Below are 25322 nucleotides of genomic sequence, written 5' to 3' on the forward strand. Positions count from 1 at the left end.
GTGTCCGGGGCCCGGCCCCGGAGGTCCGGGGCGCGCGCGGGGCGCACCCGCGTCCATCATCTCTCGCGCCGTCGGGGGCGTGGCACCAGCGATACCTCCCCGTGACCGTCATCACACCGGCGGCAGGGTTATCGTGACGGCCGCCGTGGTCATCAGGCCAGTACGACACACCGCCTCTCCCCCTCGCGCTCCCCGCGCCCTTCGAGGAAGGTCCTCCGTTGGCCGATCTGGTCCACCCCGCCCGCGCCCTGTGGTGGCTCTTCGAACCCGTGCACGCCGTCACCTACTTCACCCCCGAGGGCCTCGCCGCCTTCGAGGAGGCCGGCCTGCGCGGCGTCGCCCGCAGCTACTTCGCCGGCCGGGCCGCCCCGCTCGGCGCGGTGGACGCGACCCCGGTGATCGCCGCGTTCTTCAACTTCGCGCCCGCCCCGATCGAGCGCGCCCTCCCGGCGGTCTGGAAGCTGGCCTCCCCGGAGGCCGCGCTCGCCGCCCGGGTCAGCGGCTCCTCGGCGGCCCTGGAACGGCTGCTGGAGCACGTCGACCCGGCGCGGATCGAGCTGGCGGCGGACCTGCTGGAGGACGCGGTCACCCGGCTGGACTGCGCCGGCCGGGTCCTGGCCGCCGCCAACGCCGCCCTCCCCCGCCCGTCCGACCCGCACGGGCGGCTCTGGCAGGCCGCCACGGTGATGCGCGAGCACCGGGGCGACGGGCACGTCGCCGCCCTGGTCGCCGCCGGGCTGGACGGCTGCGAGGCGCTGGTGGTGCGCTGCGCCCTGGACGTGCGGCGCGAGGCGCTGCAGCCGTGGCGCGGCTGGACGGACGCGGAGTGGGACGCGGCGGCGGCCCGGCTGGTGGAGCGCGGCTGGATCACCGAGCGCGGCACCATCACCGAGTGCGGCCGGATCCGGCACCAGGCGCTGGAGGCCGCCACCGACCTCGCCGCCGCCCGGGTCTGGGAGCACCACTCGCGGGCCGAACTCGACCGGCTGGCCGCGGCGCTCAAGCCGATCTCGGCGCTCTGTCGGGCCGCACTGCCACCGATCAACCCGATCGGCCTCCCGGCGACCACGACCGCCTGACCGTTCCCCTCCGGGTGACGGCGGCCCCCGCGGAGGGAGTCCGCGGGGGCCGCCGTCGTTCAGTCCTCCGCCGGCGCTTCGGCGGCCGCCCTTCCCTCCCCCGAGCGGAAGGCCAGCCGCTGCCTGGCGCCGCGCCCCCGGCTCTCCACCGGCAGCACCCCGGTCGCGCCCGCGAGCCCGAACGGCGGCATGTCGAAGTACACGGACTCGTAGCCGCCCTCCGGCACGATGTACGCCTCGTGCCAGAGACCGACGTGCCCGCGCATGCTGCCCTTCTTGAGCTTGTTGTTGGCGATCTTCCAGACCCGGTGGTGGAAGGCGTCCGGCGCGGTCGCGTACGCGTAGAGCTTCTCCTCGGACTCCCAGTACTGCACGGCGTAGTAGGTGCGCGGCGAGGCGGTCAGCAGGACCTTCCCTCGCAGGCCGCGTTCCGGCTCCCGGCCCAGCTCGTGCAGCATCCGGAACATCGCCAGCAGCATCGGGAACCACTGGTGGACGGCCCAGAACCGGTTGATCCGCATCCCGATGAGCAGGACGACGGTCTCCCCGGTGGCGGCCGCGGTGGTGAAGCCCGGAGTCGGTTTCGCGAACACGTCTGCCCCCAGCCCTGTCGGTGCTTCCGACCCTCCCGCCACTTGGGCTACTCGCGGGTAGAGGTCGATGTAAGCGGTGATTACATCAGCGCGCACGGAACCGGTCAACGCTCCGCGCACGCGAACTTCCTTTGCCCCGAACCGGGTTGGCCCTCCATCCGCGGGTACTGGCGATCCCTCACCGGGTATTGACGCTCCCTCAGCGAGGGTTGGCGATCCCTCAGCGAGGGTTGGCGATCCCCCGGCCGAAGGTGTCGAGCACCTGCTCGGCCACCTCCTCCGCCTTCTCGGCCGGCAGGTACCCGTCCAGGATCATCTGCGCCAGCCCGTACACCAGCGCCTGCCCGGCCAGGCCCACCAGCCCCGGATCGCCGGGCCGCAGCAGCCCCGCCTCCTGATCGGCGACGATCACCTCGGCGTACGCGCGGTCGATCCCGGACAACCGGTCCCGCAGCTCCGGCTGCGGCGCCGGCGCGAACACCCGCGACCGCACCAGCGCGAACCGGTGCGGATGCCGGACGGCGTACCGGACGAAGCCGAGCCCCAGCGCCCGCAGCACCGCCCGCTGGTCCCCCGCACCGTCGGCGGCTCCGCGCTCCGGCCCCGCGGCCGCCCCCGTCGCCGCCGCGACCTCGGCCCGCTGCCAGCCCTCGAAGTCCGCCAGCACCCGGTCCGCCACCGCCGTCAGCAGCGCCCGCCGGTCCGCGAAGTGCCGGAACGGCGCCCCCGCCGACACCCCCGCCCGCCGCGCCACCTCCCGCATGGTGACGCTCTCCTGCCCGGCTTCGTCCAGCAGCTCGAACGCCGCCCCGACCAACGCCTCGGGCAGCGCCCCGTGGTGGTAACTCTCCCGCCCGCCGGGCCTCTCCGTCATGCCAGCAGTGCTATCACAGCCGTCACACCACCGGCAGCGCCAGCAGGTGCCGCAACACGGTCACCGGGACCGCGGGATGGGCCGCTGCGGCCTGCGCCGTCCGATTGTCCGACCGGCCCGACGAGCGCGGCCTCCGGCAGCCGCCGGTCGCTCAGCGCCCTGCGGACGGCGAAGTCCTCGTCGCGGGCGAGCACTTCGACGACATCCGGCGGCAGGTCCCGGACCCGCGCCACACTGCGCCGCACCAGCACGTGGGCGGACGCGGCACGACGCCGCATCTCCGCCGCGTCCCCCTGCCGCTCCAGCACCCATGGCAACGCTTTGTGGTGCTCGGACGGATCAAGGCCGACGGAGATCCGGGCGCGTTCCTCCTCGGTCAACTCCGGCCGGAGGGACACCGCGAGACGGACGGACCGGTCCTCGTCCAGCGCCAGCAGCGCGACCAGGTCGGGGTCGAGCCGGGGATTCCCGGCGAGCGCCCGTCGGACCCGGACCTCTCCCCGCGCCAGCTCCTCAGCCAGCTCCCGGCCCAACGCGCACCGCTCGACGATCCGTTGCCGGTCCGCGTCCTCGAACTCCGCTGTCAGCGCCACGAACTCGCCCGCCGACAGCGGATCGTCGGCGTACCGGACGAGCATCGCGGCCGCCCGGACACCGGAGTGCCGGTCGGCCAGCAGGGCGGCCCGCGCCGCCTCGTCGAGGTGCGGCCACGCCCGCACGGCCACCAGCGCCCGGACGCTGCCCAGCGGGTCGTCGAGCAGCCGGACCACCTGTCGCGCCGAAAGGCCCTCACGGGCGGCGAGTTCCGCTCGTACGAGGGGACCGGCCCCGGCCAGGAGGGAGTCCAGCTCCGCCTCGTCCAGTGCCAGGTCCGACCCGCCGAGGCAGAGGACGATGTACTGCACCCGAGCGCTCGTGTCGTACAGCAGCCGGCGCCGCTGCGCGTCGGTCAGCCCGTGCCGCTGTGCCGCCAGCGCCCGCACCGCGGCCACCGGGTGCGCGATCCACGCGTCCACCACCGCCTCGGGCAGCATCACGTACGTCAGGTCGCGCAGCAGTGGATCCGCGGGCTCGCACTCCTCGATCAGCCGCTTGAACAACTCCGGCGGCGCAGCCGGGTTCCGCAGCACCCCCTTCCGCCACGCGTCCCGCAACTCCGCCGTGGTGCCGGTCAGTTCCAGCACCGGCGTCCAGTCCGCCACCCCGTTCCCGGTCATCGGCCGCCCACCGGCCCCCGGGCCGGGGCTCCCCACCAGGTGGCCAGCGCGGCCTCCAGGCCGTCCTGGTCGTCGCCGACCCAGGCCACATGGCCGTCCGGGCGCAGCAGCAGCGCGGGCGCGTCCGCCGCGGCGGGGGTCCCGTCGGGGTCGTTGGCGCCGTCGGTGTCGTCGAGGACGTGGTCCACGCGGTCCGCCCAACCGTCGGCCGACAGGCGGCCGCCGGTGCGGTCCAGGAGCAGTCCGCGGCCCTCGTGCATCAGGCCGTAGAGGCGACGGCCGCCCGACAGCGGCAGGTCGCGCAGGCGTCGGCCGAGCGGTTCGTGGCCGCCCTCCGGGGCGGCGCCGCCCGGGGCACCGTCGCCGAAGTCGTAGCGGACGTCGACCGCCGTGATCATGCCGGTCACATAGCGGTTGACGTCCTCGAACTCCATCAGCCTGGTCAGCAGTTCGCGCAGCGCGGTCGGCCCGGACTCGGCGCCGAGCAGGGTCATCTGGGCGCGGGTGTTGGTCAGCACCCGCGCGCCGACCGGGTGCCGCTCGGCGTGGTAGCTGTCCAACAGGCCCTCCGGCGCCCAGCCGGCGACCTCGGCGGCGAGCTTCCAGCCCAGGTTGAACGCGTCCTGAACGCCCAGGTTCAGCCCCTGCCCGCCGGTCGGCGGGTGGATGTGCGCGGCGTCGCCCGCGAGCAGCACCCGGCCGACCCGGTAGCGCTCGGCCTGCCGGGTGGCGTCGCCGAAGCGGGAGAGCCAGTGCGGCGAGTGCGCGCCGAAGTCGGTGCCCGCGACGGCCCGCAACCGCGCCCTGAACTCCTCCAGCGTCGGCGGCGTCGACCGGTCCTCGGCGACACCGTCCGCGGGCACGATCATCCGGGCGACCCCCGTCCGGCCGTCCACGTCGGGCGCCACGCCGAACCGCAGCTCGGTCCGGCGCACCCGCTCCACCACCTCGGCGACCTTCGCCGGGTCCTCGGTCAGCTCCAGGTCGCCGATCAGCGTCTCGACCTTGGCGGGCTCGCCCGGGAAGCCCATCCCGATCGCCTTGCGCACCGTACTGCGCCCGCCGTCGCACCCGACCAGGTAGTGCGAGCGCAGCCGGGTGCCGTCCGCCAGCTCGACGTCCACGCCGTCCGCGTCCTGCTCCAGCCCGGTCACCTCCTGGCCGCGCCGGATCTCGGCGCCGAGTTCGCGCGCCCGTTCCTCCAGCAGCCGCTCGGTGACCGCCTGCGGCGTCGCCAACCCGTACGGGTGGGCGGTGTCCAGACTGTCCGGCCAGGCCGCCATGACGCCGCCGAACAGCCCGCCCACCCGGAACTTCTCGCTCACCGCGAGGAAGCGCTCCAGCAGGCCCCGCTGGTCCATGATCTCCACGCTGCGCGCGTGCAGACCGCGTCCGCGCGACTCCCCGGTCCGCTCCGTGAGCCGCTCCAGCACCACGACCTCGACCCCGTGCAGGCGCAGCTCGCACGCGAGCATCAGCCCGGTCGGGCCGCCGCCGACCACGATCACGTCCACCGTCGAACGCACGTCCATCACCGCTTGCCCCGTCCCGCCGTGTCCTGCCATCCACCAAGGGAGACAAAGAAGACCAAATCCCATGAATCAGCCGTTTTCATCCTCGCCCGGTTCAGGTCGGTCATTCTGCGCCACCCCCACCCCCTTGCGGCAAGGCCCCCCACCCGCTATAAGTTAGAGGTGGCAACGAGTGGCTTTTCCTCGTTGCCTTTGTTTTTGCTCCTCCTCCCCCTCCTCCGGTCCGGGCTCCTTCCCCGACCGGCGACGGTCGGGGAAGGAGCCCGGTGCAACTCCCTACCAGGCGTATCCCTACCAGGCGTAGTCCTCCGGGGCGGGCCTGCGGCCCGGGAAGAGGGTGTCCAGGCGGGCGAGGACGTCGTCGTCCAGCTTGATGTCCAGCGCGTGCACGGCCGCGTCGAGGTGCCCGAGGGTACGCGGTCCGACGATCGGGGCGGTGACCGCGGGCCGGGAGAGCAGCCACGCGAGGGCGAGGTCCGCGGGGTGCTCGCCGAGTTCGTCGGCGAGGTCCTCGTACGCCTGGACGCGGTCGCGGTTGGCCGCCAGGATCTCACCCGCGTGTTCGAGCCCGCTGCGGACCCGGCCGCCCTCGCGCTCCTTGCGCAGGGCCCCGCCGAGTACGCCGCTGCGCAGCGGGGACCACGGCAGCAGGCCGAGCCCGTAGTGCTCGACGGCGGGGATCACCTCCAGTTCGATCGTCCGGTCCAGCAGGTTGTAGAGGGACTGCTCGCTGACCAGCCCGAGGAAGTTCCTCGCCCGGGCGGTCTCCTGGGCCTGGGCGAGGTGCCAGCCGGCGAAGTTGCTGGAACCGACGTAGATGATCTTGCCCTGGGCGACCAGGACCTCCATCGCCTGCCAGATCTCCTCCCAGGGCGTGTCCCGGTCGATGTGGTGCATCTGGTAGAGGTCGATGTGGTCGGTGCCCAGCCGGCGCAGGCTGGCCTCGACGGAGCGGCGGATCGCGAGAGCGGAGAGCCGCCCCTCGTTCGGCCAGTCGCCCATCGGGGCGTACGCCTTGGTGGCGAGCACGGTCCGCTCGCGCCGGCCGTCGCCCTTGGCGAACCAGCGGCCGATGATCTCCTCGGTGCGGCCCTTGTGGTTGCCTTCGGAGTCGCGGCCGTAACTGTTCGAGGTGTCGAAGAAGTTGATGCCCCGCTCGTGGGCACTGTCCATGATCAGGTGGGCATCCGACTCCTCGGTGTGAGGACCGAAGTTCATGGTGCCCAGGCAGAGTCGGGAAACGGTCAGGCCGGTGCGGCCGAGGTGGGTGAACTCCATGCACCCCACCCTCCGCCGCACCGGCCGTGCTGTCCAGCACATTCCACCCCACGGTTGAACGTCCCGGCGCCCCGCGGCGCGGTGTCCCGCCGGATCCGGACGACGGGGCCGGTCGGGATCGGCGCCCGTCGGGATCACCCTCGATCGGGATCGGCGCCCGTGGGATCAGCGCCCGTGGGTGGCGAACTTCCTTACAGCGGCCGGTCCGCAGAGCAGCAGCAGGACGCCGCACCAGAGCAGCGTGGCCGCTACGGCGTGCTGCATCGGCCACGCGTCCGACGGCGCGGACGGGTTGCCGAAGAGCTCGCGCCCGGCCTGGACCACCGCGCTCATCGGGTTCCAGTCGGCGATCGCGGCCAGCCAGCCGGGCATGCCGCCGGTGGGCACGAAGCCGTTGGTGACCATCGTCAACGGGACCACGGCCACCGCCAGTTGCCCGGCCGCCTCCTCCTTGCCGACAGCCAGGCCGCACAGCAGGCCGACCCAGGTCATGGCGAACCGGAAGAGCAGCAGCAACCCGAACGCCTCCGCGGCGTCGGCGAACCCGCCCCGGATCCGCCAGCCGACGGCCAGCCCGACCGCCGCCAGCAGTGCCAGTACCAGCACACTGACCAGCAGGTCCGCGAGGGTCTGGCCGAGCAGCAGGCCGGTTCGGGAGACCGCCATCGAGCGCAGCCGGTCAGTGACGCCGCGCCCGACGTCGCGAGCGGCGCCGACCATGGTGGGGGTGATGCCGTTGACGGCCACCATCGCGAACAGGCCGGGCATCAGGAACTCCCGGTAGCCGTCGGCGGATCCGGCGCCCGAGGCACCGGACGCACCGGCCACACCGGACGCACCCAGCGCCTCGGAGGAGCCGGACCCACCGCCCGGCACCGTGATGGCGCTGCCGAACACATAGCCGAACACCAGCACCATCAACACGGGCACGGCGAGCGAGACGGCCAGCAGCCCGGGCGAACGGCGGTAGTGGAGCAGGACACGGAGCATCGACGACCACGCGTCGACGGCCAGGTTCGCGAGCGCGGGCATCAGGCGACCTCCGTCCCGGCGCCGGAAACGCTTCCGGACGCGATGCCGGACGCGGCGCCGTGGCCGGAGCCAGGCCCGGATTCGGGCCCGGGGTCCGTGGCGGACCCCCCGCCCCCGGTGAGCGCGAAGAAGACGTCGTCCAAGGAGGGCGCCCGGACGGCCGCGTCGAGCGCGACCACCCCCACCGCGTCCAACTCCCGGACCAGGTTCGGCAGCGGTACCGCCACCCCCGGCCGCGACACCACCTCCACCGTCCGCTCCTCCTGGTCCACCGCCACGTCGCCGTTCCCCGCGAGCCCGGTCAGGACCACGGCGGCCCGGCCGAGTTGGCCCGCGTCGGCGAGGGTGACCGACACCCGGGTCCCGATCGACGCCTTGAGCCGCTCGGGCGGACCGGTCGCGATGGCGGCGCCGTGGTCGATCACCACGACGGTGTCGGCGAGCCGGTCGGCCTCCTCCAGGTACTGGGTGGTGAGCAGCACCGTCGTCCCGGCCCGGGCCAACTCCTCCACCACATCCCAGATCTGCCGCCTGCTGCGCGGGTCGAGCCCGGTGGTCGGCTCGTCGAGGAAGAGCACCGGCGGGGCGATGACCAGGCTGGCGACGAGGTCGAGCCGCCGCCGCATGCCGCCGGAGTAGGTGCGCGCCAGGCGGTCGGCGGCCTCGGCGAGCCCGAAGCGGTCGAGCAGTTCGTCGGCGCGGGCCCGGGCCGCCCGGCCGCCGAGGTGGTGCAGCCGGCCGAGCAGACGCAGGTTGTCGCGGCCGGTGAGGCCCTCGTCCACGGCGGCGTACTGGCCGGCCAGGCCGATGCTGCGGCGCACCGCGTCGGGTTCGCGGGCGACGTCGTGTCCGGCGACCCGCGCCGTCCCCCGGTCGGGGGAGACGAGGGTGGCGAGCACGCGGACGGCGGTGGTCTTGCCCGCGCCGTTGGGGCCGAGCAGGCCGCAGACGGTGCCGGCCGGCACGGCGAGATCGAGGCCGCGCAGCGCCCGGGTGGTGGCGCCGAAGCGCTTCTCCACACCGGACATCTCGACGGCGAAGGCGGTGTTACGGGCCCCGGAACTCTTCCGGGCGTCGGCCCAGGCGGTATCGGACATGGCTCTGCCACTCCCTCACTAGGTACATCGTACGTAGAAGCGCGCGCGACCGCATCCTACTACGTACGACGTACGTCTCTAAGATGGGGAACCGAGGTGATCAACCAGTGCCGTCCAGCAAGCCCACGAACAGCAATCCGCCGACCGGCGACCCCGGGGTGCCCGCCCCCGGCGAGTCGCCCGAACTGATCTGGCTGCGCCCCGAACGCACCGGCCGGGGCCCCCGGCCCGCCCACAGCCGGAGTTCCATCGCCGCCGCCGCGATCGTCATCGCCGACACCGAGGGCCTGGACGCGGTCTCCATGCGCCGGGTCGCGGCCGCGCTCGGCGCGGGCACCATGTCGCTCTACAACTACGTGCCGAAGAAGGAGCATCTGCTCGACCTCATGCTCGACGCGGTCGCCGGCGAGTACGACTACTCCGGCCTCGCCCCGACCGGCGACTGCCGGGCCGACCTCCGCCGCCTCGCGCACGAGCAGCTCGCCGCCCTGCGCCGCCACCCCTGGGTCCCCGCCCTGGTGATCGCCCGCCCCGGGCTCGGCCCCAACGCCCTGCGCTACACCGACCACTTCCTCGCCGTCACCGAGCCGAGCGGCCTCGACGGCGCGGCCAGACTGGAGGCGCTGGCCCTGCTCAACGGGTTCGTGTGCCAGTACGCGCAGTACGAACGCACGGCGGCGGCCGGGGCCAAGTGGCAGGCGGAACTCGCCGGTTACCTCGGCCGCGCCGCCGCCAGTGGTGAATTCCCGCACCTGGCGGCCGCGTTCGCCAACCCCGGACCGCCGGCCGGCGACCCCGATGCCGTCTTCGACCGCTCACTGGACCGCGTGATCACGGCCGCCCTTGCCCCGGTGGGGCGCGTCTGACCCGTACTACGCCCTACGGCGGCTGCCCGGGACGAACATCCAGAGCAGCCAGGCACCCGTGCCCAGCAGCAGCATGTTCACGGCGATCTGCCACGGCAGTTCGCCGAACGCGGTCAGCCAGCCGCCGTACTTCACCTCCAGCAGGGTGCAGGTGAGGTACCAGAGGCCGAAGTCCCCGACGACCGCCATGACCCACACCAGCGCCGGGTGCCGGCGCGGCCTGGGCAGGGCGTTGGTCAGGGCCAGGACACCGGTGATGGCCAGAGCCAGCGACGCGAACCTGTCCGGCAGTTGGTCCAGGTAGTTCCACGGCAGGACCGATCCGACCACCCAGATCAGCACCAGACAGCCGATGAAGCGCACCAGCACCGCCACCGCCGGACTCGCCCCGGACCGCTCCGGCTCCGGTGCCACCGGTGCCGCCTGTCCCACCGGCACCGCCGCGGTACTCCCCCACCCCGCCGCCACCGGATCCTGCCAACCGCCGTGCGCGAAATCGCCCGTCGGCCGGGGCGACGCCAGCGGCCCGGGCCCGACCTGCGGCGGGATCCGCACCGGCCCCAGCGGCACACCCCCGGACATCACCGGCGGCGGCCCGAACACGCCTCCCCCGACTCCTCCCCCGACTCCTCCCCCGGCCCACGCCACCGCCTCCAGCGCCGCCAACGCCTGCTCCGCCGTCGGCCGCGCCGCCGGGTCCTTGGCCAACAGGGCGCCCAACAGCGGCGCCAACGCTCCCGCCCGCACCATCGGACGCGGCTCCTTGGTCACCACCGCCACGCACAGCGCGCCGAAGGTCTCCCCACTGAACGGCGCCTCGCCCTCCACCGCCGAGTACAGCGTCGCGCCCAGCGCCCACAGATCGTTGGCGGGCGCCGCCGGCCGGCCCTCCAACTGCTCCGGCGCCATGTACGCGGGAGTCCCGATCACCGCCCCCGTCCGGGTCAGCGCCGTGGTCGCGTCCGCCATGTGCGCGATCCCGAAGTCCGTCAGGATCACCCGGTCACCCATCAGCAGCACATTGTCCGGCTTGAGGTCCCGGTGCACGATGCCCGCGGCGTGCGCCTGCTGCAACGCCTTCACCATCGCCGCACCCAGCTCCGCCACCCGCGCCACCGGCAGCGCCCCGTCCCGCGCGACCGCCGCCGCCAGCGACGCCCCCGTGACGAACTCCATCACGATCACCGGCGCACCCTCGTACTCGACCACGTCGTGCACGGTGATGATCCCGGGATGGTTCAACCGCGCGGCGGCCCGCGCCTCCCGCAGCACCCGCTGGACGAGCTGCTCCCGCTCAGCCTCCGTCACCCCCTGCGGCAGCAGCACCTCCTTCACCGCGACATCCCGGCCCAACGTGGTGTCCCACCCCCGCCAGACCCGCCCCATGCCACCCTGGCCGATCAGCTCCACGAGCTGGTACCGGCCCCCGACCAACGCCCCACCCACCGCTGCCACGCGCAAACCCTAGCGCTCCCCCCACCCCCCACTGACGCCGTATCAACAAATCGTTTCCCCAGGCCCCCGGCCGCCGCCTACCGTTGGCGCGCCAACAATCCTGCACCTGGGAGACGGAACCACCCCCATGGACGCCCACCTGGGCTTCCCCGCCACCGAACTCCCCCGCCTGGCCCGCCTCGCCGAGACCGAAGGCCGCCGCCCGATGCCCGGCCCCGAGCACCTGCTCACCCGCATCGTCACCATGAACGGCGCGCTGGTCTTCCCCGGCCTCGACGACCCGCACGGCTGGAACGCCCCCGTCCCGCAGACGATCGAGCTCCCCCGACGCGGGCGCCGTCGCCTCCACCACCGGGCTCTCCGCCGCTGTCACCGGCCTCGACGGCACCCCGTCACCCTCACCCCCGTCACCCGCGAACTCAGCTCCGGCCCCGGCCACCTCGGCTTCGACACGGGCTCCCGCTGGGGCTCCGCCTTCCTCCTCCCCTCCCCCGCCTTTCGCCCCATGCACTCCCCCACCAGCTTCAGCAACGACGGCGCCGGCGGCCAGTTCACCTTCGCCGACCCCACTCGCGCTCTCACCTTCGCCTACACCACCAACCGCATGATCGGCAACGCCGACCCCCGCGCCAACAACCTCGCCGCGGCCCTTCCGGCCGCCTGACCGACAATGTGTCAGACAGGCCGCACAGGGCGATCCCGTCACGGCGAGGCCCCCAGCCGCCAGGCCCACCCGGCGGCTTCTGTGCTCCGACCCTCGGAGGCCGAACGGAACCACCACCGGCCAAAAAGCCGAAACGGCCTGCCGGGCTGACCGGCAGGCCGTCACGAAGAACTCAGATCAGAGAGGCTTGAAGCGCCAAAGGCAACACCACGGCACTACGGCCTTGCCGAAAGGGCGTAGACCGTCATCACGTCGACACCCGAGTAGTCAATGACAACCTTGATGCTCGGGCTCTTCATGTCATCATCCTTTGCGGGAACCATCTTGCCTTTCACCGACTGCGCATTACCGATGGACCAGCCGGTGAGGTCAAGATCGTCCGACGTGAACTCGACAACACCTGAATTCAAGTCTTTTTCACTGATTCCGATACTCGAAAGAAAGAGATCGCGACCCTCGGGGCCAATCTTGAAGGTCACCCAGAGCTCTCCGCCACCACTTTCTTTCTGGAACCCGTGGGAGACATCCGTTGCGCCAGCCGGAACGGTTATTCCGTATCGTTCCTGGCGCTCTTTACTGGGCGCCCCCGTGATCGTCAATTCCCCCCTGGCCACCGAGCTCGGAGACGCCGAATCAACACGTCCGGGCCCACCTTCCGCCACACTTTCGCTTTTACACGACGCAGCGGTCAGCATCGAAACACCCACCAGGAATACAGCCAGCATCCTCCTGTTAATTTTCATCGAGGGACTCCCTGCATCATGGACGAGCCGAACACATCAAAGTCCCTCGCCAATCCAACGGTATTGAGATGGGCAATCTCCGGCTGAGTCATATGAAGCCACGCCTTGTTCAAATCGTCGCGCCCTTCGCCGGGCGTACCCCAGTCGTAGCGCTTTCTGATCTCAAGCTTGTATTCCGCAACCGCCCCACCCTGACTCACACCCGTGGCTCTCCACTGAAAATTGTTCAGGGCATAGAACCAACCGACACTGGACGCTCCGTCAGTCTCTACCGATCGAGTCCTTTGCCAGCCGGAATCGAATGCTCCATTCTTGACTGCATCGCCGGTCAAGTACCCCTTGACATCCCTTTTGAACTTTGGGATCTCACTGATCATACTACTTGGATTAAGCTCGACCGGCGTCCCACTTGCATCCAGCCAGTGATGGAGAAGACCGGCAGCAATATTGAACGTCTCCGGCTCTCCAAGATATGCCGCCTCGGCACTCAATCCAGCCGAAACTTGATACATCCAGAGCCTGATCTTCTGATCGTGGGGACCCGGTGCATGCTTCCCGAAGCCACGATCCTCCGTATCGGAATAGTCGTCACCGGTCTCCGCGATAAGAACCTTCATCTTCGTTCGATACTTCAGAACATTCAACTGTGTCTCAGTAGGACCGTTATCCTTCCATGAACTTCCATCAGAGCACGCGAGCGGCCCGCGCACTCCGTTCCCGCCGCAGTTTCCTGACGCTTCTTGGGCCGCCTTCTTCTGAGCCTTCTGCTCCTCCTGAACAGCATTCCTGATATCCGGACCGTAGAGCCCTGAAGAATCTTCCCTGTTGATCGGGGAGTTATGACCATACGCATAGCTGTTCCACTGCTGTGGATCATTTTGAACCAGCAGCGGGTCCGGGCTGAGGAAGCGGCCCGTCGAGGGCTGGTACTGGCGGGCGCCGAGGTTGGTGAAGCCGGTCGTGTCGTCCTTGAGGCCGTTGACGTAGCCCTTGTCGCCGGCCCAGGGGGTGGGCAGGGAGGCGGGGCCGCGGGGGGCGCCGAAGGGGTCGGTGGTGCGGCGGGACTCGACCAGGGTGTCGCGGTCGATGGACAGCGAGTTGGTGCCGTGGTGGTCGGCGAACTGGTAGGTCAGCCGGGTCGGGCCCTGGCGGACCAGGGTGATGCCGCCGGGGAGGCTGTAGTAGCGGGTTCCGGTGCTGGCACCGGTGTTGGTGTCGTAGGTGAGTTCGTCCCCACCACCGAGGTTGACCGTCACCTTGCCGGGGTTGCGGCGCACAAGCTGCTGGCCGTCGGCGTCGTAGACGTAGGTCGTCGTGGCCGAGCCCTGGGTGAGTGAGGCGAGCTTGCCCTCGATGTCCCAGGTGAGGGCCGAGCCGTTGGCCGCGTCGACCGGGTTCCACGTCTCGGTGCCCCACTTGGGGTCCCAACCCGGGGCGTAGACCATGAACTTGCCGTCGTCCTGGACGACCGCGAAGTTGCCGCTGCCGCCGCCTGCCCAGGTCTGGGACGACCAGAGCGCGTTGTACTGGGTGTCGTAGACGACGAAGTTGCCGTCGTCCTGCATGGTGGCCCAGGCACCGGGGTGGTCCTGGGTGTTGCTGGACCACACCGCCTGGCCGCTGCGCAGCGAGGTGAGGACGAGGTTCCCGTCGGCCTGCATGGCGAGCTGGACGCTGTTGGAGCGCACCGACTCACCGGAGTTGAGGACGAAGCCGGCCCCGAGTTCCCGGTTGGCGCCGGGGTTGCCGATCCGTGTGGTGTTTCCGGCGGCGTCGTACTGGTTGCCGCCCGTGCCCCAACCCGCCGACCCGTAGGTGTTGGTCGTCGTGGCGAGAGCGTGGGGGCCACCGGTGCCGCCGCCCGTTCCCGCCGCGCCGGTCGGGATGTTGCGGGTGCCCGGCGCGGGGGATGCCTGGTCGACCGCGATGTCCTTGGCGGGCTCGCCGCCCGGGTCGTGGTGGACGACCTTGGTCCGGTTGCCGGTCAGGTCGTACGTGTAGTCCTGCCAGTAGGCCGCACTGCCACCGACCGTGGTCCTCGCGGGTGCCTCGGCACCACTCGTCGGCGTCGGGTTCGCGCACGCGCCCTGCCCCGCGAGCGACGGGGTCGGCTGCTGCAGCCGACCGGTGTCGCTCCAGGCCGTGGTCAGCCGCCCCAGGTGGTCGTAGGTGAAGCACTGGAGGTCGGTGGCGGACGGTGTGTTGTTCGGGATGGCCCGGATCGCGGTCACCTGGCCGGCCTGGTTGTAGGCGTACGTGGTGTTCTGGACCGTGCCCGTGGTCGACGTCTGCTTGTCGAGGTACTGGGTGAGCAGGCGTCCGGTGGACTCGTCGTAGGTGTTGGTCGCGACGATCTGGGTGCCGAACGGATTCATCGTGGAACGGATGTTGCGCCCGTAGGCGTCCCAGTCCGCCTGCCGGAGGTAGACGTCGCCGGCACCCCCCATGTCGTGCAGCAGGCCGTATGCCTCGTAGTTGTACGAGACCCATTCCTCGGCCAGATTACCCGCGGCGGCCCGGCCGTCCTCGGTCATCGCGCCGGTGATCGGGTCGTACGTGGCTCCGTAGGTGAACGTCGCCTGGCCGGTGCGGCCGATCTCGGTCCCGGGGATCGAGACCGTCGTCTTCGTCGGGTGGTACGCCACGTCGAGTTCGACGACCGACTTGGTGTAGGTGTTCCCGCCCGCTCCGCCGACGTACCGCGTGGCGGCGGTCGGCTGGCCCTTGGCCACCGTGTCGTACGTGTAGCCGGTGAGCTGGTTCGCCGGGCTGACGCTGCCGTTGTACGTGCCGGTCTTGCGGCCCAGGAGGTCATAGGTGATCGCGACCGTCTGATTGCGCGCGTCGGTGGTGGTGGCCAGTCGGCCCGCACCGTCGTAGGTCCGGGTCGAGACGCCCGTGTCCGGGTCGTCCGCGCGGACCTGGCGGCCGCGCTGGTCGTAGCCGTAGCTCCAGGAGTTCCCGGCCGCGTCGACCCTGGTCGCGGGCTGGCTGCCCGGCGTGTAGGTGTAGCCGGTGACGTCCGCGTCCGCCCGGTTCCCGGTCGCGTTCGGCGTCCGGTACTGCCACAGCTCGGCCGTACGGCCGCGGCTGTCCGTGACCGTGCTGGTCGCGGTGGCACCGGCGGGCGGCGTCACGTCGACCCGGTCGGCTCCCGGGTAGGCCATGGTGGTGGTGTTCTGCGGCACGCCGAGGGCTATGAACTGCGAGGCCACCGGGCGGCCCATCCCGTCGAAGACGGTGTAGGTCTGCCCGGGCACCTGCGCCGCGTTCACCGTGAACCGGACCGTGTTCGGGCCCGTCGTGTCGTCGTAGTGCGGCGCGTAGGCCCGGTTCGCGCGGCCCTGCGAGTCGTAGAAGAATCGACACCGGTCAGAGCTTCACGGTCGCCGCCTGGGTCAAGATCAACGACACCAACGGTTACCAGACCGTCGTCAGCCAGACCGGTCAGGAACGCAGCCCGTTCTACCTGCAGTACGCGGCCAATCTGAACCGATGGGCATTCACCCTTCCGGGCCAGGACTACCGCGGCACCGACACCTACTTCACCGCGGCGGACGACAGGGCGCCGGAACCGGGCGTCTGGACCCACCTGGTCGGCACCTACAACGGCCCGAGCCGAACCGCCACCCTGTACGTGAACGGGAGGACCACCGGATCGACCTGGGTCGCGGGCACCTGGCGGGCCGACGGAAGCATCAACATCGGCGGCGCGGTCACCGACCGGTACGGCTCCCCCGAGGACCTGCTCAACGGCGCGATCAGCGACGTCCGGGTGTACCCCTACGCGTTCACCGAACAGCAGGCCAACGCCCTGGCCACCACCAACTCCCGGGTTCATATCCGCAGTTCGTACGACCGGGGCAAGTGCCTGGACGACTGGGGTGGCGCCGTCGGCACTCTCGTCACCGTGTACGACTGCTGGAACGGCGATTCCCAGCACCTCTCCCTGACCACGGACAACAAGATCAAGGTCCGCGGCACCGGGGACCGCTGCCTCGGCATCGCCGACGCGCAGCCGCACTGGGGGTCCAAGGTCCAGATCCAGTCCTGCAACGGCGCGGACCCGGGCCAGAACTGGGTGCGCCGCTTCGACGGGACCCTCTACAGCCCGGCCGCCGACAGTTGCCTGGAGCTCCCGGGCTGGAGTACCGAGAACGGCACGACGGTCGGCATCTGGCAGTGCAACGGCAACGCCAACCAGCGCTGGTTCGCCGAGGCCCAGGTGAACTGACCGGGCTCGACGGCCCCCGGGGGCCGCTGCCGTACGCGGTCGGCCTGAGCGGACCGTGAGCAGTTCACGCGGGCGCTCGGCCGGGGTTTCCCGGCCGAGCGCCCGCGCATACAGCCGCGCCGGCACCGGGGGCGGGCCCGGCAGCGTGGGCGAGCAGGGCGACCATCGCCTGCGGGAAGTCCTCGGTGATGGCGGGGCCCAGCTCCGGGCCCACCAGGTCGGCCTGCGGATCTGTCAGCGCACGGACTGCACCACGCGCTGCGCCGGGACGCCCTTCCGCGCACCGGTCGCCCCGGCGGCCGACGGCTCGGCCGGGGCCGCGCCCAGGGCGGTGCCGCGGGTCTCCTCGGCCCACAGCACGCACACCAGCAGGCCGAGGGCCGTCGTCCCGGCCGCGATCAGCATCGTCGGCCCGGTGCCGAGCCCGGTCAGGGACAGTGGCAGCAGGTAGGTGCCGACGGCCGCGCCGATCCGGCTCACCGAGGTGGCGACGCCGACGGCGGTGGCCCGGATCTCGGTGGGGAACAGCTCGTTGGGGTAGGTCCAGTCGAGCACGTTCGGTCCGCCGCACAGGAAGGCGTAGGCGCACAGCGCGGTGAGCGCGACGGCGGCGGGGGCGGTGGGCCACACGCCGAGCAGGGCGAGCGGGACGGTCATCAGGGCGAACGACCAGATGATCACCGGCCGTCGGCCCCGGGTGTCGATCAGGCGCAGCGCCGGGTAGCAGCCGAGCAGGAAGACCACGCTGATCAGGCCGGTGCCCAGGGTCTCCATCACCGTGCCGCCCGGCATGCCGAAGGACGAGAGGATCTGCGGGCCGAAGGTGAGCATCGCGAAGAGCGGACCGACCTGGCAGAGGAAGAACAGGCCGCAGAACAGGGTGCGGCGCCGGTAGGGCGGGGTCATCAGCAGCCGCAGCCCGCCGGGCCCGGCGGCCTGCGCGGGGTCGGGCATCAGCTCCCGGCCGTCGACCCGCACGCCGAGGTGCTTCTCGACCACGCGCACGGCGTCACCGACCCGCCCGTTGGCGGCCAGCCAGCGCGGGGACTCCGGCGAGCCGCGGCGGATCACCAGGAAGACGACGCACAGCACGGTGGAGCTGGCCAGCATCCAGCGCCAGCTGCCGGGGCCGGCCAGGCGCAGGAAGGCGTAGCCGGTCACGTAGGCGAGGACGGAGCCGGCGTACCAGGCGACGATCTGCTGACCGAGCAGCCGCCCGCGGTGCTTGGCCGGCAGCCACTCGGCGAGCAGCGAGGTCGCGATGGGGTAGTCGGCGGCCACGGCCATGCCGAGCACGAAGCGCAGCAGGGCGATCGCCCACACCGTGTCCACCCAGAAGGAGAGCACCGAGCAGGCGACCATGACGAGCAGGTCGGCGGTGTACATCACCTCCCGGCCGATGCGGTCGGTCAGCACGCCGAAGAGCGCGCCGCCGACGAACATGCCGACCAGCGCGGCGGCGCCGATCAGGCTGACCTCGGCGGTGGAGAGGCCGAGTTCGGGGCGCATCCCGATGAGGGCGACGCCGACGATGCTCAGGATGTAGCCGTCGAGCAGCGGTCCACCGGAGCAGGCCAGGGCCAGTCTGCGGTGGAAGGCGGTATACGGGGCGTTGTCGATGGTGCTGGACATGGGTCTTCGGGTCCTCCGGAGCGCACGGTGTGCTCCCGCACGGTGTGCGCCGGGTAGACGGCAGGGATCGGCACCGCCCGGCGGGTGGTGCCGTCGCCCGGTGTGAGCGGGCGACCGTCCACGGTTGCCCGGTCGGGGAGGGGGCGCCACCGGGCCGAAGGTCGGGCGAATTCGTGACCAAAGTCCTGAAGCGGACGGGCCCTCCGCCCGTGCCGCCGGGGCCTCCGTCCAGTTCTGGCGGGCCCGGGACCGCCTCGCACCGGTGCACCGCCCCTTCGGGTGACCCTCCTCACTCGGGGGCACTTTCAGGGCCCTTCGCGGCCCCGGCCGGGGTGTTGTCACAGGCGAGTGCCAGCATGCTGCCCATGCTCGCCACCTGTCCCGACCAGGGCAGTGACGCCCCCGGACCTGCCCGGCCAGCGGGGTGACTTCGAGGTGCACCTGACCGTGGGGCCGGGCACCGCCGAGGCGCTGGCCGCAGACGCCGCCGAGCGCTTCGCCGCCCGGCGCGCCGTCGGCTGACCTCTGACCGGTCACGACCTTGCCCCGACGCGGGACCCCGCCGCCGCTCCTACAGATGTCCCTTCCCCCGGACGGAGATCCGGGAAGGGACACCGTTCCTTCTGACGCCCCCTCCGGGACACCTGTTCCTGACGCCCCGGGTCAGATTCGGCGGGCGGCCTCGGCGATCTCCGCGACGGCGGCTTTCAGCATCCCGGTCGAAGCCTCCGCCGACGGTCCGCCGATGACTTTGACCTCGATCAGGTATTGGCCGAAGCGGAGCCACGCGTACCAGCGGTCGCACTCGCCCCCGCCGAAGTGGGCGCAGAAGGTCCGCTGCTCCTCCGCTCCCGCGACACTGGCTCCATCGATTCGTTCGACTTCTCCGTACCGGGCGTAGCGCTTGTCCGGAGAACCGGCCCGGAAGACCAGCCAGGCCCAGGTCGGGGAGTCGAACTCCATGACCGTCTGGATGAAGGTCCCGACCAGGGGTCCGCATGGTTCTGCACGAACGAACGCTCCACACGCCTGTCGAGCCCACGCAGATAGGGCGCCCCAGGGTCCTTGTCCGGCTTGCGTTCCCACGTCGCTCCTGTCGGCGGGGCCTGGAGCAACAGCCGCTCGCCCGCGCCGCCCGCCCGCCACTGTGCCATCAGGGGAAGGTTCCAGGTCGACAGGCCCAGCAGGACGATCAGGAGCGACCCGATGGCGGCGACCCGGCCTCGACGAGATCTCGGGACAGGCAGGTTCAAGTCGGATCTCTTGGGAGAGTTCGGTGCGCAGGGGTGAGGTTCTCGGAGCGGAAGGTGCCTTCCTGCTCGATCACGAACTCTGCGCCCATGGACTTGCTCCAGGTCCCGATCACGTCGGTCCGGGAGGCCGAGAAGGACGAGCCTCCGGCGGAGCAGCCGCACAGCGGTAGCGCCGAGCTCCCGAGTGTGCAGGAAAACCGACTGGACAGGACAGAACGCACCACCGTCTTCCCCCTCCGGTCGGCCTGGTGCAGCCTGGCCGGGGTGGTTCAGTTCAGGGCGTGGGGGAGGGTGGTGCGGATCCAGCGTTCGGGTTCGGAGAGGTGGGGGGTGTGGCCGGCGTGGGGGTAGACGTGGCGTTCGGGTTTGGGGAGGGAGAGGTCGATCAGGTCGAGGATCTCGCCGTACATGGGGGCGCTGTCGTCGCTCTGGGTGAGGAGGACGCGTTCGGTGAAGCGGCTGAGGGCGGGGAGGTCGAGGTCGAGGGCGTCCGGGTCGCGGAGTTCGTCGAGGTAGGTGGGGGCGTTGCGGATGTACGTGTGGCGGACGGGGGCGGGGAGCTGTTCCCAGGCGCCCGGGCCGAAGGCGATGGTGTCGGCGTAGAGCTCCGCCGCGGCCGCCGATTCGGCCTGTTCGAGGAGTTCGCGGACGGCCGAGATGCGTTCGGCGAAGGCGACGCCGAGGGGGCGGAGTTCCGGGTCGGCGAGGAGGGTGCCGGTCGCCGGGGGTTCGTGGACGGTGACTCCGCGCAGCAGGTCGGGGCGGGCGGCAGCGAGGCGCAGCGCGATCAGGCCGCCGTAGGAGTCGCCGCAGACGTAGGCGGGCGCCAGGCCGAGTCCGACGATCAGGCCGGCGAGGTCGGCGGCGTCCTCGTAGACGGAACCCTGGGTGAGCAGGTCCTCGCTGCGGCTGTGCCCGCGCCGGTCGTAGGAGACGACGGTGGTCTCCTCGGCGAGCCCCGGCAGAACGCGCACCCAGCTGTCGGCGTCCGTCCAGGAGCCGTGCACCAGCACCACTCCCGGCCCGGCGCCCCGGGTCTCGTAGTACAGGGACACCCCGTTCACCCTGATCTCGGCCATCGTGCGCCTCCCGACCTCGGTCGTGCACCCTCCAGCCTGACACAGAAGGGAGGGGGAGGGAGGGGAGAGGAGGAGAGGGGGATCAGATCAGGGGCGGGAAGAGGCCGCGGTCCCAGTGGCCGAGCCAGGAGGCGGTCACGGAGGGGAGCGGCCGGCCGACGGTCGACTCGTCGTACGGGAGGACGGCCGTCGGCGCGATCCACCCCTCCCCCGGGTCGATCCGCAGCCGGAGGGCGTGGACGGGCCTGCGGAGGGTGACGTAGAGGCGCAGGTCGGCGGTGGTCGGGGTGTGGTTCGCGTAGTCGGCGTGGACGGTGCGGCAGACGGACTTGATGTCGGTGGTGGCGAGGAGGAGGTACCGGCTGCCCGGCCCGAGGTTCACGCAGAGGCGTCGGCGGGCGGTCTCGCGGGTCGGGTACGGGATGGGCTGGTGGTTGTCGATGTGCAGGCCGAGGTGGAGGCCCGTGTCGGGGTGGGTGTGGGTGGAGGGGAGCCCCGGCGGGTCGGTGGTTTCACCGAGGGTGATCGGGAAGGGATCACCGAGCATCTCGACGAGGGCGGTGGCGGTCGGGAGGTCGAAGACGGTCTCCGGGAGCCGGAAGAGTTCGACGAGCCCGCTTTCGCGGGTGAAGACACTCGGCGCGAACCGCTCCGGGTAGCCGTCCGGGAGCGGTTCCCAGCCGCCGTCCGGGACGGCGACGGTGGTCTCGTACCCCGGTCGGAGGGTGAAGCGGCGGACGCCGGAGATCTCGCAGCGCGCGTGCAGGCGGGCGGGGTCCTGGAAGGCGATGGCGGCGGGGTGCATGGGGCTTGGTCCTCAGGAGTTCAAGAGGTGGGTGGTGGTGGGGCGGCGGAGGGGTCGAGCAACATCCGCACCCAGACCCGCTTTCCGGCCCCCTTGCGGGTGACCACCCCGAAGTCGAAGGCGAGTTGGCGGACGAGGTCGATGCCGCGCCCGCATTCGCTGAAGCGGCGCGGTGCGCGAGAGTGGAGCGGCAGGTCGTGCCGGGGGTCCCAGACTTCGAGCCGGCAGTCGCCGTCGAACTCCTGGAGGTGGAGCCGGACTTCCCCGTCACCGGCGCAGGCGTGCACGACGGCGTTGGTGACCAGTTCGGAGGTGATGAGGACGAGGTCGTCGACCCGGTCGCCGGACCAGCCCCAGGAGGCCAGTTGGTCACGGATCTCCCGGCGGGCGACCCGCACGGATGTGCAGTGGTCGGTGAGCGATGCCTCCCAGGTGCGGAGGACGGGTCTACTCAAAGTGGACATGGCGAGGCCGCCTTCAGGAGCGTGTCCAGTCGGTCACGTTGAGTGTGGATCCTTGCGAATCGAAAGTGCAACAGAACGTCGTAGAAAATCGGTGGATCTTGAAACCGGCTTGAGTACCGACACCGTATGGGGCAAGACTGGGCGTCAACATCGAAAGGGAGGGACCCACTTGACCACCGACCTCTCCACGATCCGGCAGATCAGACTCGGCGATGAACTGCGAGCACTGCGACTGGAGCAGAACAAGAAGCTCCAGGAGGTCACGAGCGGTCTGGCGGGCTGGAGCGCCGCCCGTCTCAGCAAGATGGAGCGCGCCGAGCAGCCCGTCGGTCCCAAGGACCTCGCGACGCTCCTCGACTACTACGGAGTCACCAACGAGGACCGGGAGTACTACGAAAACCTCCTGGGCAGTGGCCCGACTCGGCAGTGGTGGCGAAACCTCGACTACGCCGAGGCGATCACGCCGGCCTTCGCGGAGTACTTGGCCCTCGAAGCCGAGGCATCGCACATGCTGAACTACTTCCCCGCAGGATTCCCGGGTCTGGTGCAGACCGAGGGATACGCCAAAGAGATGATCGCCGCCGGGCTCGACTCCCCCAACGAGGAGCGCGTCGAGGCTGGGGCCGAGGTCCGGATCCTTCGCCAGCGCCGTCTTACCGAGTGGCCCACACTCACCCTTGAAGCCTACTTCGGTGAGGTCACGCTGCTGATCGCCGGGGACGAGAGCATCATGGTCGAACAGCTCCGACACGCCATCAAGGTTGCCCAACTCCCCAATGTGACCCTGCGCATGGTGCCCTTGAGCGCCGGACGGCCGGGCATCCTCTCCTCCGGTCTCACGCTTCTGCGGTTCCCCGACGATGCCGAGAATGGCTTCGTATTCATCGAGGCCGTCGGCGGTATGCTCCCGCGTAGGACGGGACGCGACGTACGCCGGGCCGAGCGCGCCATTGGCCGTGTCAAGCAGAACTCGTTGTCCCCCGAGGACACCATCACCGCCCTGGAACGCAAGTTGGAAGAGCTGACGTGAGCGAGAAGCACGACCCCTACGACCACAATCCCACCGAGGCGTCCTGGGTGAAGTCCCCGTTCTCCGGCGACGGCAACGGAGACTGTGTGATCGTCGCTCGCTTCCCCAACGGCGACGTCTGGCTCGGCGACGACAAGAACCCCGAACGGCCCCACCTCGCCTTCGACCACGCCGAGTGGACGGCCTTCGTCAAGGCGATCGAGGCGAAGGCTCCCAACTTCACGGTCTGACGGAACAACACACGGCGAAGTGGGACGTCGGATCCGCCGACGTCCCACTCCGTCCGTCATCTCACACCCGCACCAGGCGCAGCCGCTCCGACGGCCACGGAGGCGGCACCGCAGGCCCGTTGAACCAGACCCGAACGTCCTCGCCCTCCCGCACCGGCAGCGCCGGGAAGTCGTTCACCGCGTGCTCGGTCCGGTGGAGGGCCTGAGCCGGGCCCAGGTGCCGGGCGGCATACGCGTCGAACGCGGCCGCGTCCGGCGGGTGGCAGACGGTGGCGAGCACCTCCGCGTCCACGGCCGCGAAGCCCGGCCCCCGCAGCAGGAACACGTCGTCGCTGTCGACCATCGTCGCGTTCGCCGCCTCCCGGTGCTCCCGCCACACCGGCCCGCCGTAGAACGCCTCCAGGGAGCGCCGGCGACTCGCCATGTCGGGGAACGCCCGCAGCCAGACGAAGCGGTCCGGGTCGTCCAGGTCACGGAACCGGCCACCCATCGTGATCCCGACCGCCTCCTGCCCCGTCACGAACTCCCGCTCGAACAGCTCGATCAGCGTGTCCCGCGCCCCCGGGTGCAGGGTGTACCGCCGCAGCTCGACGATCAGCGACGCGCTCACAGGCCGGCCGTCGCAGGTCCGGTGCGGGTGAAGTCCATGACCCAGTTGAGCTCCCAGGTCACTCCCCCGTCGGCCGAGAACTCCTGTTCCCAGCGCGCCGCGTCCGGGCCGAGCCGGTGCCAGGTGAAGTGGACCCGGATCGGCCGACCCTCGTAGGTGTCGTCACCGTAGAAGTCGCCCCGCTCCCCGGCGAAGCCACCGGTCACGGGCGGGTCGAGCCGACCGGTCCGGCTGCTGGACCAGTAGATCGACCACTGCCCGGCCTCCCGGTCGAACAGCCGCAGGGTCACACCGCGGCGGCCGCCGAGCGTGGGGAAGGTGATCTCGTCGATGTTGCCGCCGCCCTCGAACAGCGGGCGGACCACCGACCGGCCCGGGAACTCCTCCCAACTGCCGGATCCGGGGTCGAGCGGGGCGGTGAAGCGGCGGTTGGCCACGTCCCAGGAGCCGTGGAGGAAGTCGAAATCGTTCATGCGCCGCAGGTTAGGGGGACTCCACTGACACCTTCTGTCAGTGAAATGCCGAATACTCGACGCCATGCGCGCGAGCCGACTCGTCACCCTCCTGCTCCTGCTCCAGAACCGGGGCCGGATGACCGCCCAGCAGCTCGCCGAGGAGTTGGAGGTCTCCGTCCGCACCGTCTACCGGGACGTCGAGGCCCTCGCCGCCGCCGGGATCCCGCTGTACGGGGACGCGGGCCACTCCGGCGGCTACCGGCTGGTCGACGGCTACCGGACCCGCCTGACCGGACTCACCCTCGACGAGGCACAGGCGGCCTTCCTCGCCGCGCTGCCCGGGGCAGCCGCCCAGCTCGGGCTCGGGGAGGCCCTCGCGACCGCCCGGCTGAAGCTGGACGCGGCGCTCCCGGCGGCCCTCCGCGAGCACGCCGGGCGGATCCGGCAGCGCTTCCTGCTCGACGCCCCCGGCTGGTACGGCGACGCCGACCGCGCGCCGCACCCCTACCTCGCGGACGTCGCCACGGCCGTCTGGGAGCGGCGGGCGGTACTGCTGCGCTACCGGCGCTGGCGGGCGCCCGAGGAGATCGAGCGGCGGGTGGAGCCGTACGGGCTGGTGCTGAAGGCCGGGCGCTGGTACCTGGTCGCGGGCGGGGCGTCCGGGCTGCGGACGTACCGGGTGGACCAGATCCTCGGTCTGCGCCACCTGGAGGAGGAACAGGGCATCACGCCGCCCGCCGGGTTCGACCTGGCCGCCCACTGGCAGGCACACGTGGCCGACTTCCGGACCCGGCTGCACACCGGGGAGGCACTCGTCCGGGTGACGGCGGACGGCGCCCGGCGGCTCGGCCTCACACCTTCGGGTGAAGGTGAGTGGACGGAGGCCCGGGTGCCGATCGAGTCGGTCGAGCACGCCCTCGGGGAGTTCCTCCGCCTGGGCGCGGAGCTCGAAGTACTGGCCCCGCCGGAACTCCGGGATCGCGTCGCCGCCACCGTCCGCGCCCTGGCCACCCGCTACGGCGCCCCGCCGGACGACCGATGACCGGTCCCGCGAGGCCGCCGCCCACCATTCGGCGAGGCCCCGCCGAACGGTGGTCGGT

Annotated in this window: 25 protein-coding genes; 8 read left to right on the plus strand and 17 right to left on the minus strand. The window is 71.3% G+C overall.

Annotated elements, in window-relative coordinates; all coding sequences use genetic code 11:
• Positions 1–218: 218 nt before the first annotated feature.
• Positions 219–1079 carry a hypothetical protein gene (locus tag ACIQ9P_RS12825; RefSeq protein ID WP_402354149.1) on the plus strand — a complete coding sequence of 287 codons (861 nt, stop codon included), beginning with the start codon at positions 219–221 and terminating at the stop codon, positions 1077–1079.
• Between the two features lie 59 nt (positions 1080–1138).
• Here ACIQ9P_RS12825 and ACIQ9P_RS12830 read toward each other — a convergent pair whose 3' ends face one another.
• The 7 genes from ACIQ9P_RS12830 to ACIQ9P_RS12860 form a co-directional block, all read right to left on the minus strand.
• Positions 1139–1672 carry a DUF4188 domain-containing protein gene (locus ACIQ9P_RS12830; protein WP_402354152.1) on the minus strand — a complete coding sequence of 178 codons (534 nt, stop codon included), beginning with the start codon at positions 1670–1672 and terminating at the stop codon, positions 1139–1141.
• Positions 1673–1892: 220 nt separating this feature from the next.
• Positions 1893–2546 carry a TetR/AcrR family transcriptional regulator gene (locus tag ACIQ9P_RS12835; RefSeq protein ID WP_402354155.1) on the minus strand — a complete coding sequence of 218 codons (654 nt, stop codon included), beginning with the start codon at positions 2544–2546 and terminating at the stop codon, positions 1893–1895.
• Complete coding sequence (locus ACIQ9P_RS12840; RefSeq protein ID WP_402354158.1) at positions 2543–3763, minus strand: hypothetical protein; 1221 nt, start codon at positions 3761–3763, stop codon at positions 2543–2545. Before ACIQ9P_RS12840 ends, ACIQ9P_RS12835 begins: the two co-directional genes overlap by 4 nt.
• On the minus strand, positions 3760–5295 hold the full coding sequence (locus ACIQ9P_RS12845) for an FAD-dependent monooxygenase (RefSeq protein WP_402354160.1): 1536 nt from the start codon (positions 5293–5295) through the stop codon (positions 3760–3762). The genes ACIQ9P_RS12840 and ACIQ9P_RS12845 overlap by 4 nt, the downstream gene beginning before the upstream one ends.
• A 291-nt stretch (positions 5296–5586) precedes the next feature.
• Positions 5587–6573, minus strand: coding sequence for an aldo/keto reductase (locus tag ACIQ9P_RS12850; RefSeq protein WP_402354162.1), 987 nt, complete (start codon positions 6571–6573; stop codon positions 5587–5589).
• Between the two features lie 165 nt (positions 6574–6738).
• Positions 6739–7605 carry an ABC transporter permease gene (locus tag ACIQ9P_RS12855; protein WP_402354164.1) on the minus strand — a complete coding sequence of 289 codons (867 nt, stop codon included), beginning with the start codon at positions 7603–7605 and terminating at the stop codon, positions 6739–6741.
• On the minus strand, positions 7605–8702 hold the full coding sequence (locus ACIQ9P_RS12860) for an ATP-binding cassette domain-containing protein (RefSeq protein WP_402354166.1): 1098 nt from the start codon (positions 8700–8702) through the stop codon (positions 7605–7607). The genes ACIQ9P_RS12855 and ACIQ9P_RS12860 overlap by 1 nt, the downstream gene beginning before the upstream one ends.
• Before the next feature lie 107 nt (positions 8703–8809).
• Between ACIQ9P_RS12860 and ACIQ9P_RS12865 the strand changes: the two genes are divergently transcribed.
• Positions 8810–9568 carry a TetR/AcrR family transcriptional regulator gene (locus ACIQ9P_RS12865; RefSeq protein ID WP_402354168.1) on the plus strand — a complete coding sequence of 253 codons (759 nt, stop codon included), beginning with the start codon at positions 8810–8812 and terminating at the stop codon, positions 9566–9568.
• A 6-nt stretch (positions 9569–9574) separates the two neighbouring features.
• Here ACIQ9P_RS12865 and ACIQ9P_RS12870 read toward each other — a convergent pair whose 3' ends face one another.
• Complete coding sequence (locus tag ACIQ9P_RS12870) at positions 9575–11023, minus strand: serine/threonine-protein kinase (protein ID WP_402354171.1); 1449 nt, start codon at positions 11021–11023, stop codon at positions 9575–9577.
• Between the two features lie 127 nt (positions 11024–11150).
• On the opposite strand from ACIQ9P_RS12870, the gene ACIQ9P_RS12875 reads away from it, so the two are divergent.
• Complete coding sequence (locus ACIQ9P_RS12875; RefSeq protein WP_402354174.1) at positions 11151–11687, plus strand: hypothetical protein; 537 nt, start codon at positions 11151–11153, stop codon at positions 11685–11687.
• Between the two features lie 215 nt (positions 11688–11902).
• On the opposite strand, the gene ACIQ9P_RS12880 is transcribed toward ACIQ9P_RS12875, so the two are convergent.
• Together ACIQ9P_RS12880 and ACIQ9P_RS12885 are read right to left on the minus strand one after the other, a co-directional pair.
• Positions 11903–12430, minus strand: a complete 528-nt coding sequence (locus ACIQ9P_RS12880) for a hypothetical protein (protein WP_402354177.1) — start codon at positions 12428–12430, stop codon at positions 11903–11905.
• On the minus strand, positions 12427–15705 hold the full coding sequence (locus ACIQ9P_RS12885) for an RHS repeat-associated core domain-containing protein (RefSeq protein WP_402354180.1): 3279 nt from the start codon (positions 15703–15705) through the stop codon (positions 12427–12429). Before ACIQ9P_RS12885 ends, ACIQ9P_RS12880 begins: the two co-directional genes overlap by 4 nt.
• Before the next feature lie 86 nt (positions 15706–15791).
• On the opposite strand from ACIQ9P_RS12885, the gene ACIQ9P_RS12890 reads away from it, so the two are divergent.
• Entirely contained in the window at positions 15792–16664 is an 873-nt protein-coding gene (locus ACIQ9P_RS12890) for a LamG-like jellyroll fold domain-containing protein (protein ID WP_402354938.1), read from the plus strand.
• 234 nt (positions 16665–16898) lie between these two features.
• Here ACIQ9P_RS12890 and ACIQ9P_RS12895 read toward each other — a convergent pair whose 3' ends face one another.
• Positions 16899–18296 (minus strand): MFS transporter, encoded by a 1398-nt coding sequence (locus ACIQ9P_RS12895; protein ID WP_402354183.1) that lies wholly within the window; start codon positions 18294–18296, stop codon positions 16899–16901.
• Positions 18297–18689: 393 nt separating this feature from the next.
• Here ACIQ9P_RS12895 and ACIQ9P_RS12900 point away from each other — a divergent pair, with 393 nt between their 5' ends.
• Positions 18690–18818, plus strand: coding sequence for a hypothetical protein (locus tag ACIQ9P_RS12900; protein ID WP_402354186.1), 129 nt, complete (start codon positions 18690–18692; stop codon positions 18816–18818).
• A gap of 141 nt (positions 18819–18959) precedes the next feature.
• On the opposite strand, the gene ACIQ9P_RS12905 is transcribed toward ACIQ9P_RS12900, so the two are convergent.
• The 4 genes from ACIQ9P_RS12905 to ACIQ9P_RS12920 all read right to left on the minus strand — a co-directional run bounded on the left by ACIQ9P_RS12905 (position 18960) and on the right by ACIQ9P_RS12920 (position 21897).
• A complete protein-coding gene (locus ACIQ9P_RS12905) occupies positions 18960–19259 on the minus strand; it encodes a hypothetical protein (RefSeq protein WP_402354189.1) in 300 nt (99 codons plus the stop codon).
• A gap of 559 nt (positions 19260–19818) precedes the next feature.
• Positions 19819–20628: an alpha/beta fold hydrolase gene (locus ACIQ9P_RS12910; protein WP_402354192.1), complete on the minus strand. Its 810-nt coding sequence runs from the start codon at positions 20626–20628 to the stop codon at positions 19819–19821.
• Positions 20629–20710: 82 nt separating this feature from the next.
• A complete protein-coding gene (locus ACIQ9P_RS12915; protein WP_402354195.1) occupies positions 20711–21433 on the minus strand; it encodes a hypothetical protein in 723 nt (240 codons plus the stop codon).
• A gap of 20 nt (positions 21434–21453) precedes the next feature.
• Entirely contained in the window at positions 21454–21897 is a 444-nt protein-coding gene (locus ACIQ9P_RS12920; protein ID WP_402354198.1) for an ATP-binding protein, read from the minus strand.
• A 169-nt stretch (positions 21898–22066) separates the two neighbouring features.
• Between ACIQ9P_RS12920 and ACIQ9P_RS12925 the strand changes: the two genes are divergently transcribed.
• Both ACIQ9P_RS12925 and ACIQ9P_RS12930 read left to right on the plus strand, forming a co-directional pair.
• On the plus strand, positions 22067–22927 hold the full coding sequence (locus ACIQ9P_RS12925) for a helix-turn-helix domain-containing protein (protein ID WP_402354201.1): 861 nt from the start codon (positions 22067–22069) through the stop codon (positions 22925–22927).
• The gene (locus tag ACIQ9P_RS12930; protein WP_402354204.1) at positions 22924–23157 is read left to right on the plus strand and encodes a DUF397 domain-containing protein; all 234 of its coding nucleotides are present in this window, start codon (positions 22924–22926) and stop codon (positions 23155–23157) included. Before ACIQ9P_RS12925 ends, ACIQ9P_RS12930 begins: the two co-directional genes overlap by 4 nt.
• Positions 23158–23218: 61 nt before the next feature.
• Here ACIQ9P_RS12930 and ACIQ9P_RS12935 read toward each other — a convergent pair whose 3' ends face one another.
• Both ACIQ9P_RS12935 and ACIQ9P_RS12940 read right to left on the minus strand, forming a co-directional pair.
• A complete protein-coding gene (locus ACIQ9P_RS12935) occupies positions 23219–23767 on the minus strand; it encodes an NIPSNAP family protein (protein WP_402354207.1) in 549 nt (182 codons plus the stop codon).
• Complete coding sequence (locus tag ACIQ9P_RS12940) at positions 23764–24240, minus strand: hypothetical protein (protein ID WP_402354210.1); 477 nt, start codon at positions 24238–24240, stop codon at positions 23764–23766. The genes ACIQ9P_RS12935 and ACIQ9P_RS12940 overlap by 4 nt, the downstream gene beginning before the upstream one ends.
• Before the next feature lie 64 nt (positions 24241–24304).
• On the opposite strand from ACIQ9P_RS12940, the gene ACIQ9P_RS12945 reads away from it, so the two are divergent.
• Entirely contained in the window at positions 24305–25264 is a 960-nt protein-coding gene (locus ACIQ9P_RS12945) for a helix-turn-helix transcriptional regulator (RefSeq protein ID WP_402354213.1), read from the plus strand.
• Positions 25265–25322: the final 58 nt, after the last annotated feature.

Source organism: Kitasatospora sp. NPDC094019, from assembly GCF_044764505.1.
GTDB lineage: Bacteria > Actinomycetota > Actinomycetes > Streptomycetales > Streptomycetaceae > Kitasatospora.

Excerpts from the sequence above, each read along its gene's own strand:
- ACIQ9P_RS12895 (WP_402354183.1), bottom strand. The coding sequence starts at position 18,296 with ATGTCCAGCACCATCGACAACGCCCCGTATACCGCCTTCCACCGCAGA.
- ACIQ9P_RS12835 (WP_402354155.1), bottom strand. The coding sequence starts at position 2,546 with ATGACGGAGAGGCCCGGCGGGCGGGAGAGTTACCACCACGGGGCGCTG.
- ACIQ9P_RS12940 (WP_402354210.1), bottom strand. The coding sequence starts at position 24,240 with ATGAACGATTTCGACTTCCTCCACGGCTCCTGGGACGTGGCCAACCGC.
- ACIQ9P_RS12860 (WP_402354166.1), bottom strand. The coding sequence starts at position 8,702 with ATGTCCGATACCGCCTGGGCCGACGCCCGGAAGAGTTCCGGGGCCCGT.
- ACIQ9P_RS12905 (WP_402354189.1), bottom strand. The coding sequence starts at position 19,259 with ATGGAGTTCGACTCCCCGACCTGGGCCTGGCTGGTCTTCCGGGCCGGT.
- ACIQ9P_RS12915 (WP_402354195.1), bottom strand. The coding sequence starts at position 21,433 with ATGCACCCCGCCGCCATCGCCTTCCAGGACCCCGCCCGCCTGCACGCG.
- ACIQ9P_RS12850 (WP_402354162.1), bottom strand. The coding sequence starts at position 6,573 with ATGGAGTTCACCCACCTCGGCCGCACCGGCCTGACCGTTTCCCGACTC.
- ACIQ9P_RS12845 (WP_402354160.1), bottom strand. The coding sequence starts at position 5,295 with ATGGACGTGCGTTCGACGGTGGACGTGATCGTGGTCGGCGGCGGCCCG.
- ACIQ9P_RS12840 (WP_402354158.1), bottom strand. The coding sequence starts at position 3,763 with ATGACCGGGAACGGGGTGGCGGACTGGACGCCGGTGCTGGAACTGACC.
- ACIQ9P_RS12910 (WP_402354192.1), bottom strand. The coding sequence starts at position 20,628 with ATGGCCGAGATCAGGGTGAACGGGGTGTCCCTGTACTACGAGACCCGG.
- ACIQ9P_RS12855 (WP_402354164.1), bottom strand. The coding sequence starts at position 7,605 with ATGCCCGCGCTCGCGAACCTGGCCGTCGACGCGTGGTCGTCGATGCTC.
- ACIQ9P_RS12920 (WP_402354198.1), bottom strand. The coding sequence starts at position 21,897 with ATGTCCACTTTGAGTAGACCCGTCCTCCGCACCTGGGAGGCATCGCTC.
- ACIQ9P_RS12880 (WP_402354177.1), bottom strand. The coding sequence starts at position 12,430 with ATGAAAATTAACAGGAGGATGCTGGCTGTATTCCTGGTGGGTGTTTCG.
- ACIQ9P_RS12875 (WP_402354174.1), top strand. The coding sequence starts at position 11,151 with ATGGACGCCCACCTGGGCTTCCCCGCCACCGAACTCCCCCGCCTGGCC.
- ACIQ9P_RS12945 (WP_402354213.1), top strand. The coding sequence starts at position 24,305 with ATGCGCGCGAGCCGACTCGTCACCCTCCTGCTCCTGCTCCAGAACCGG.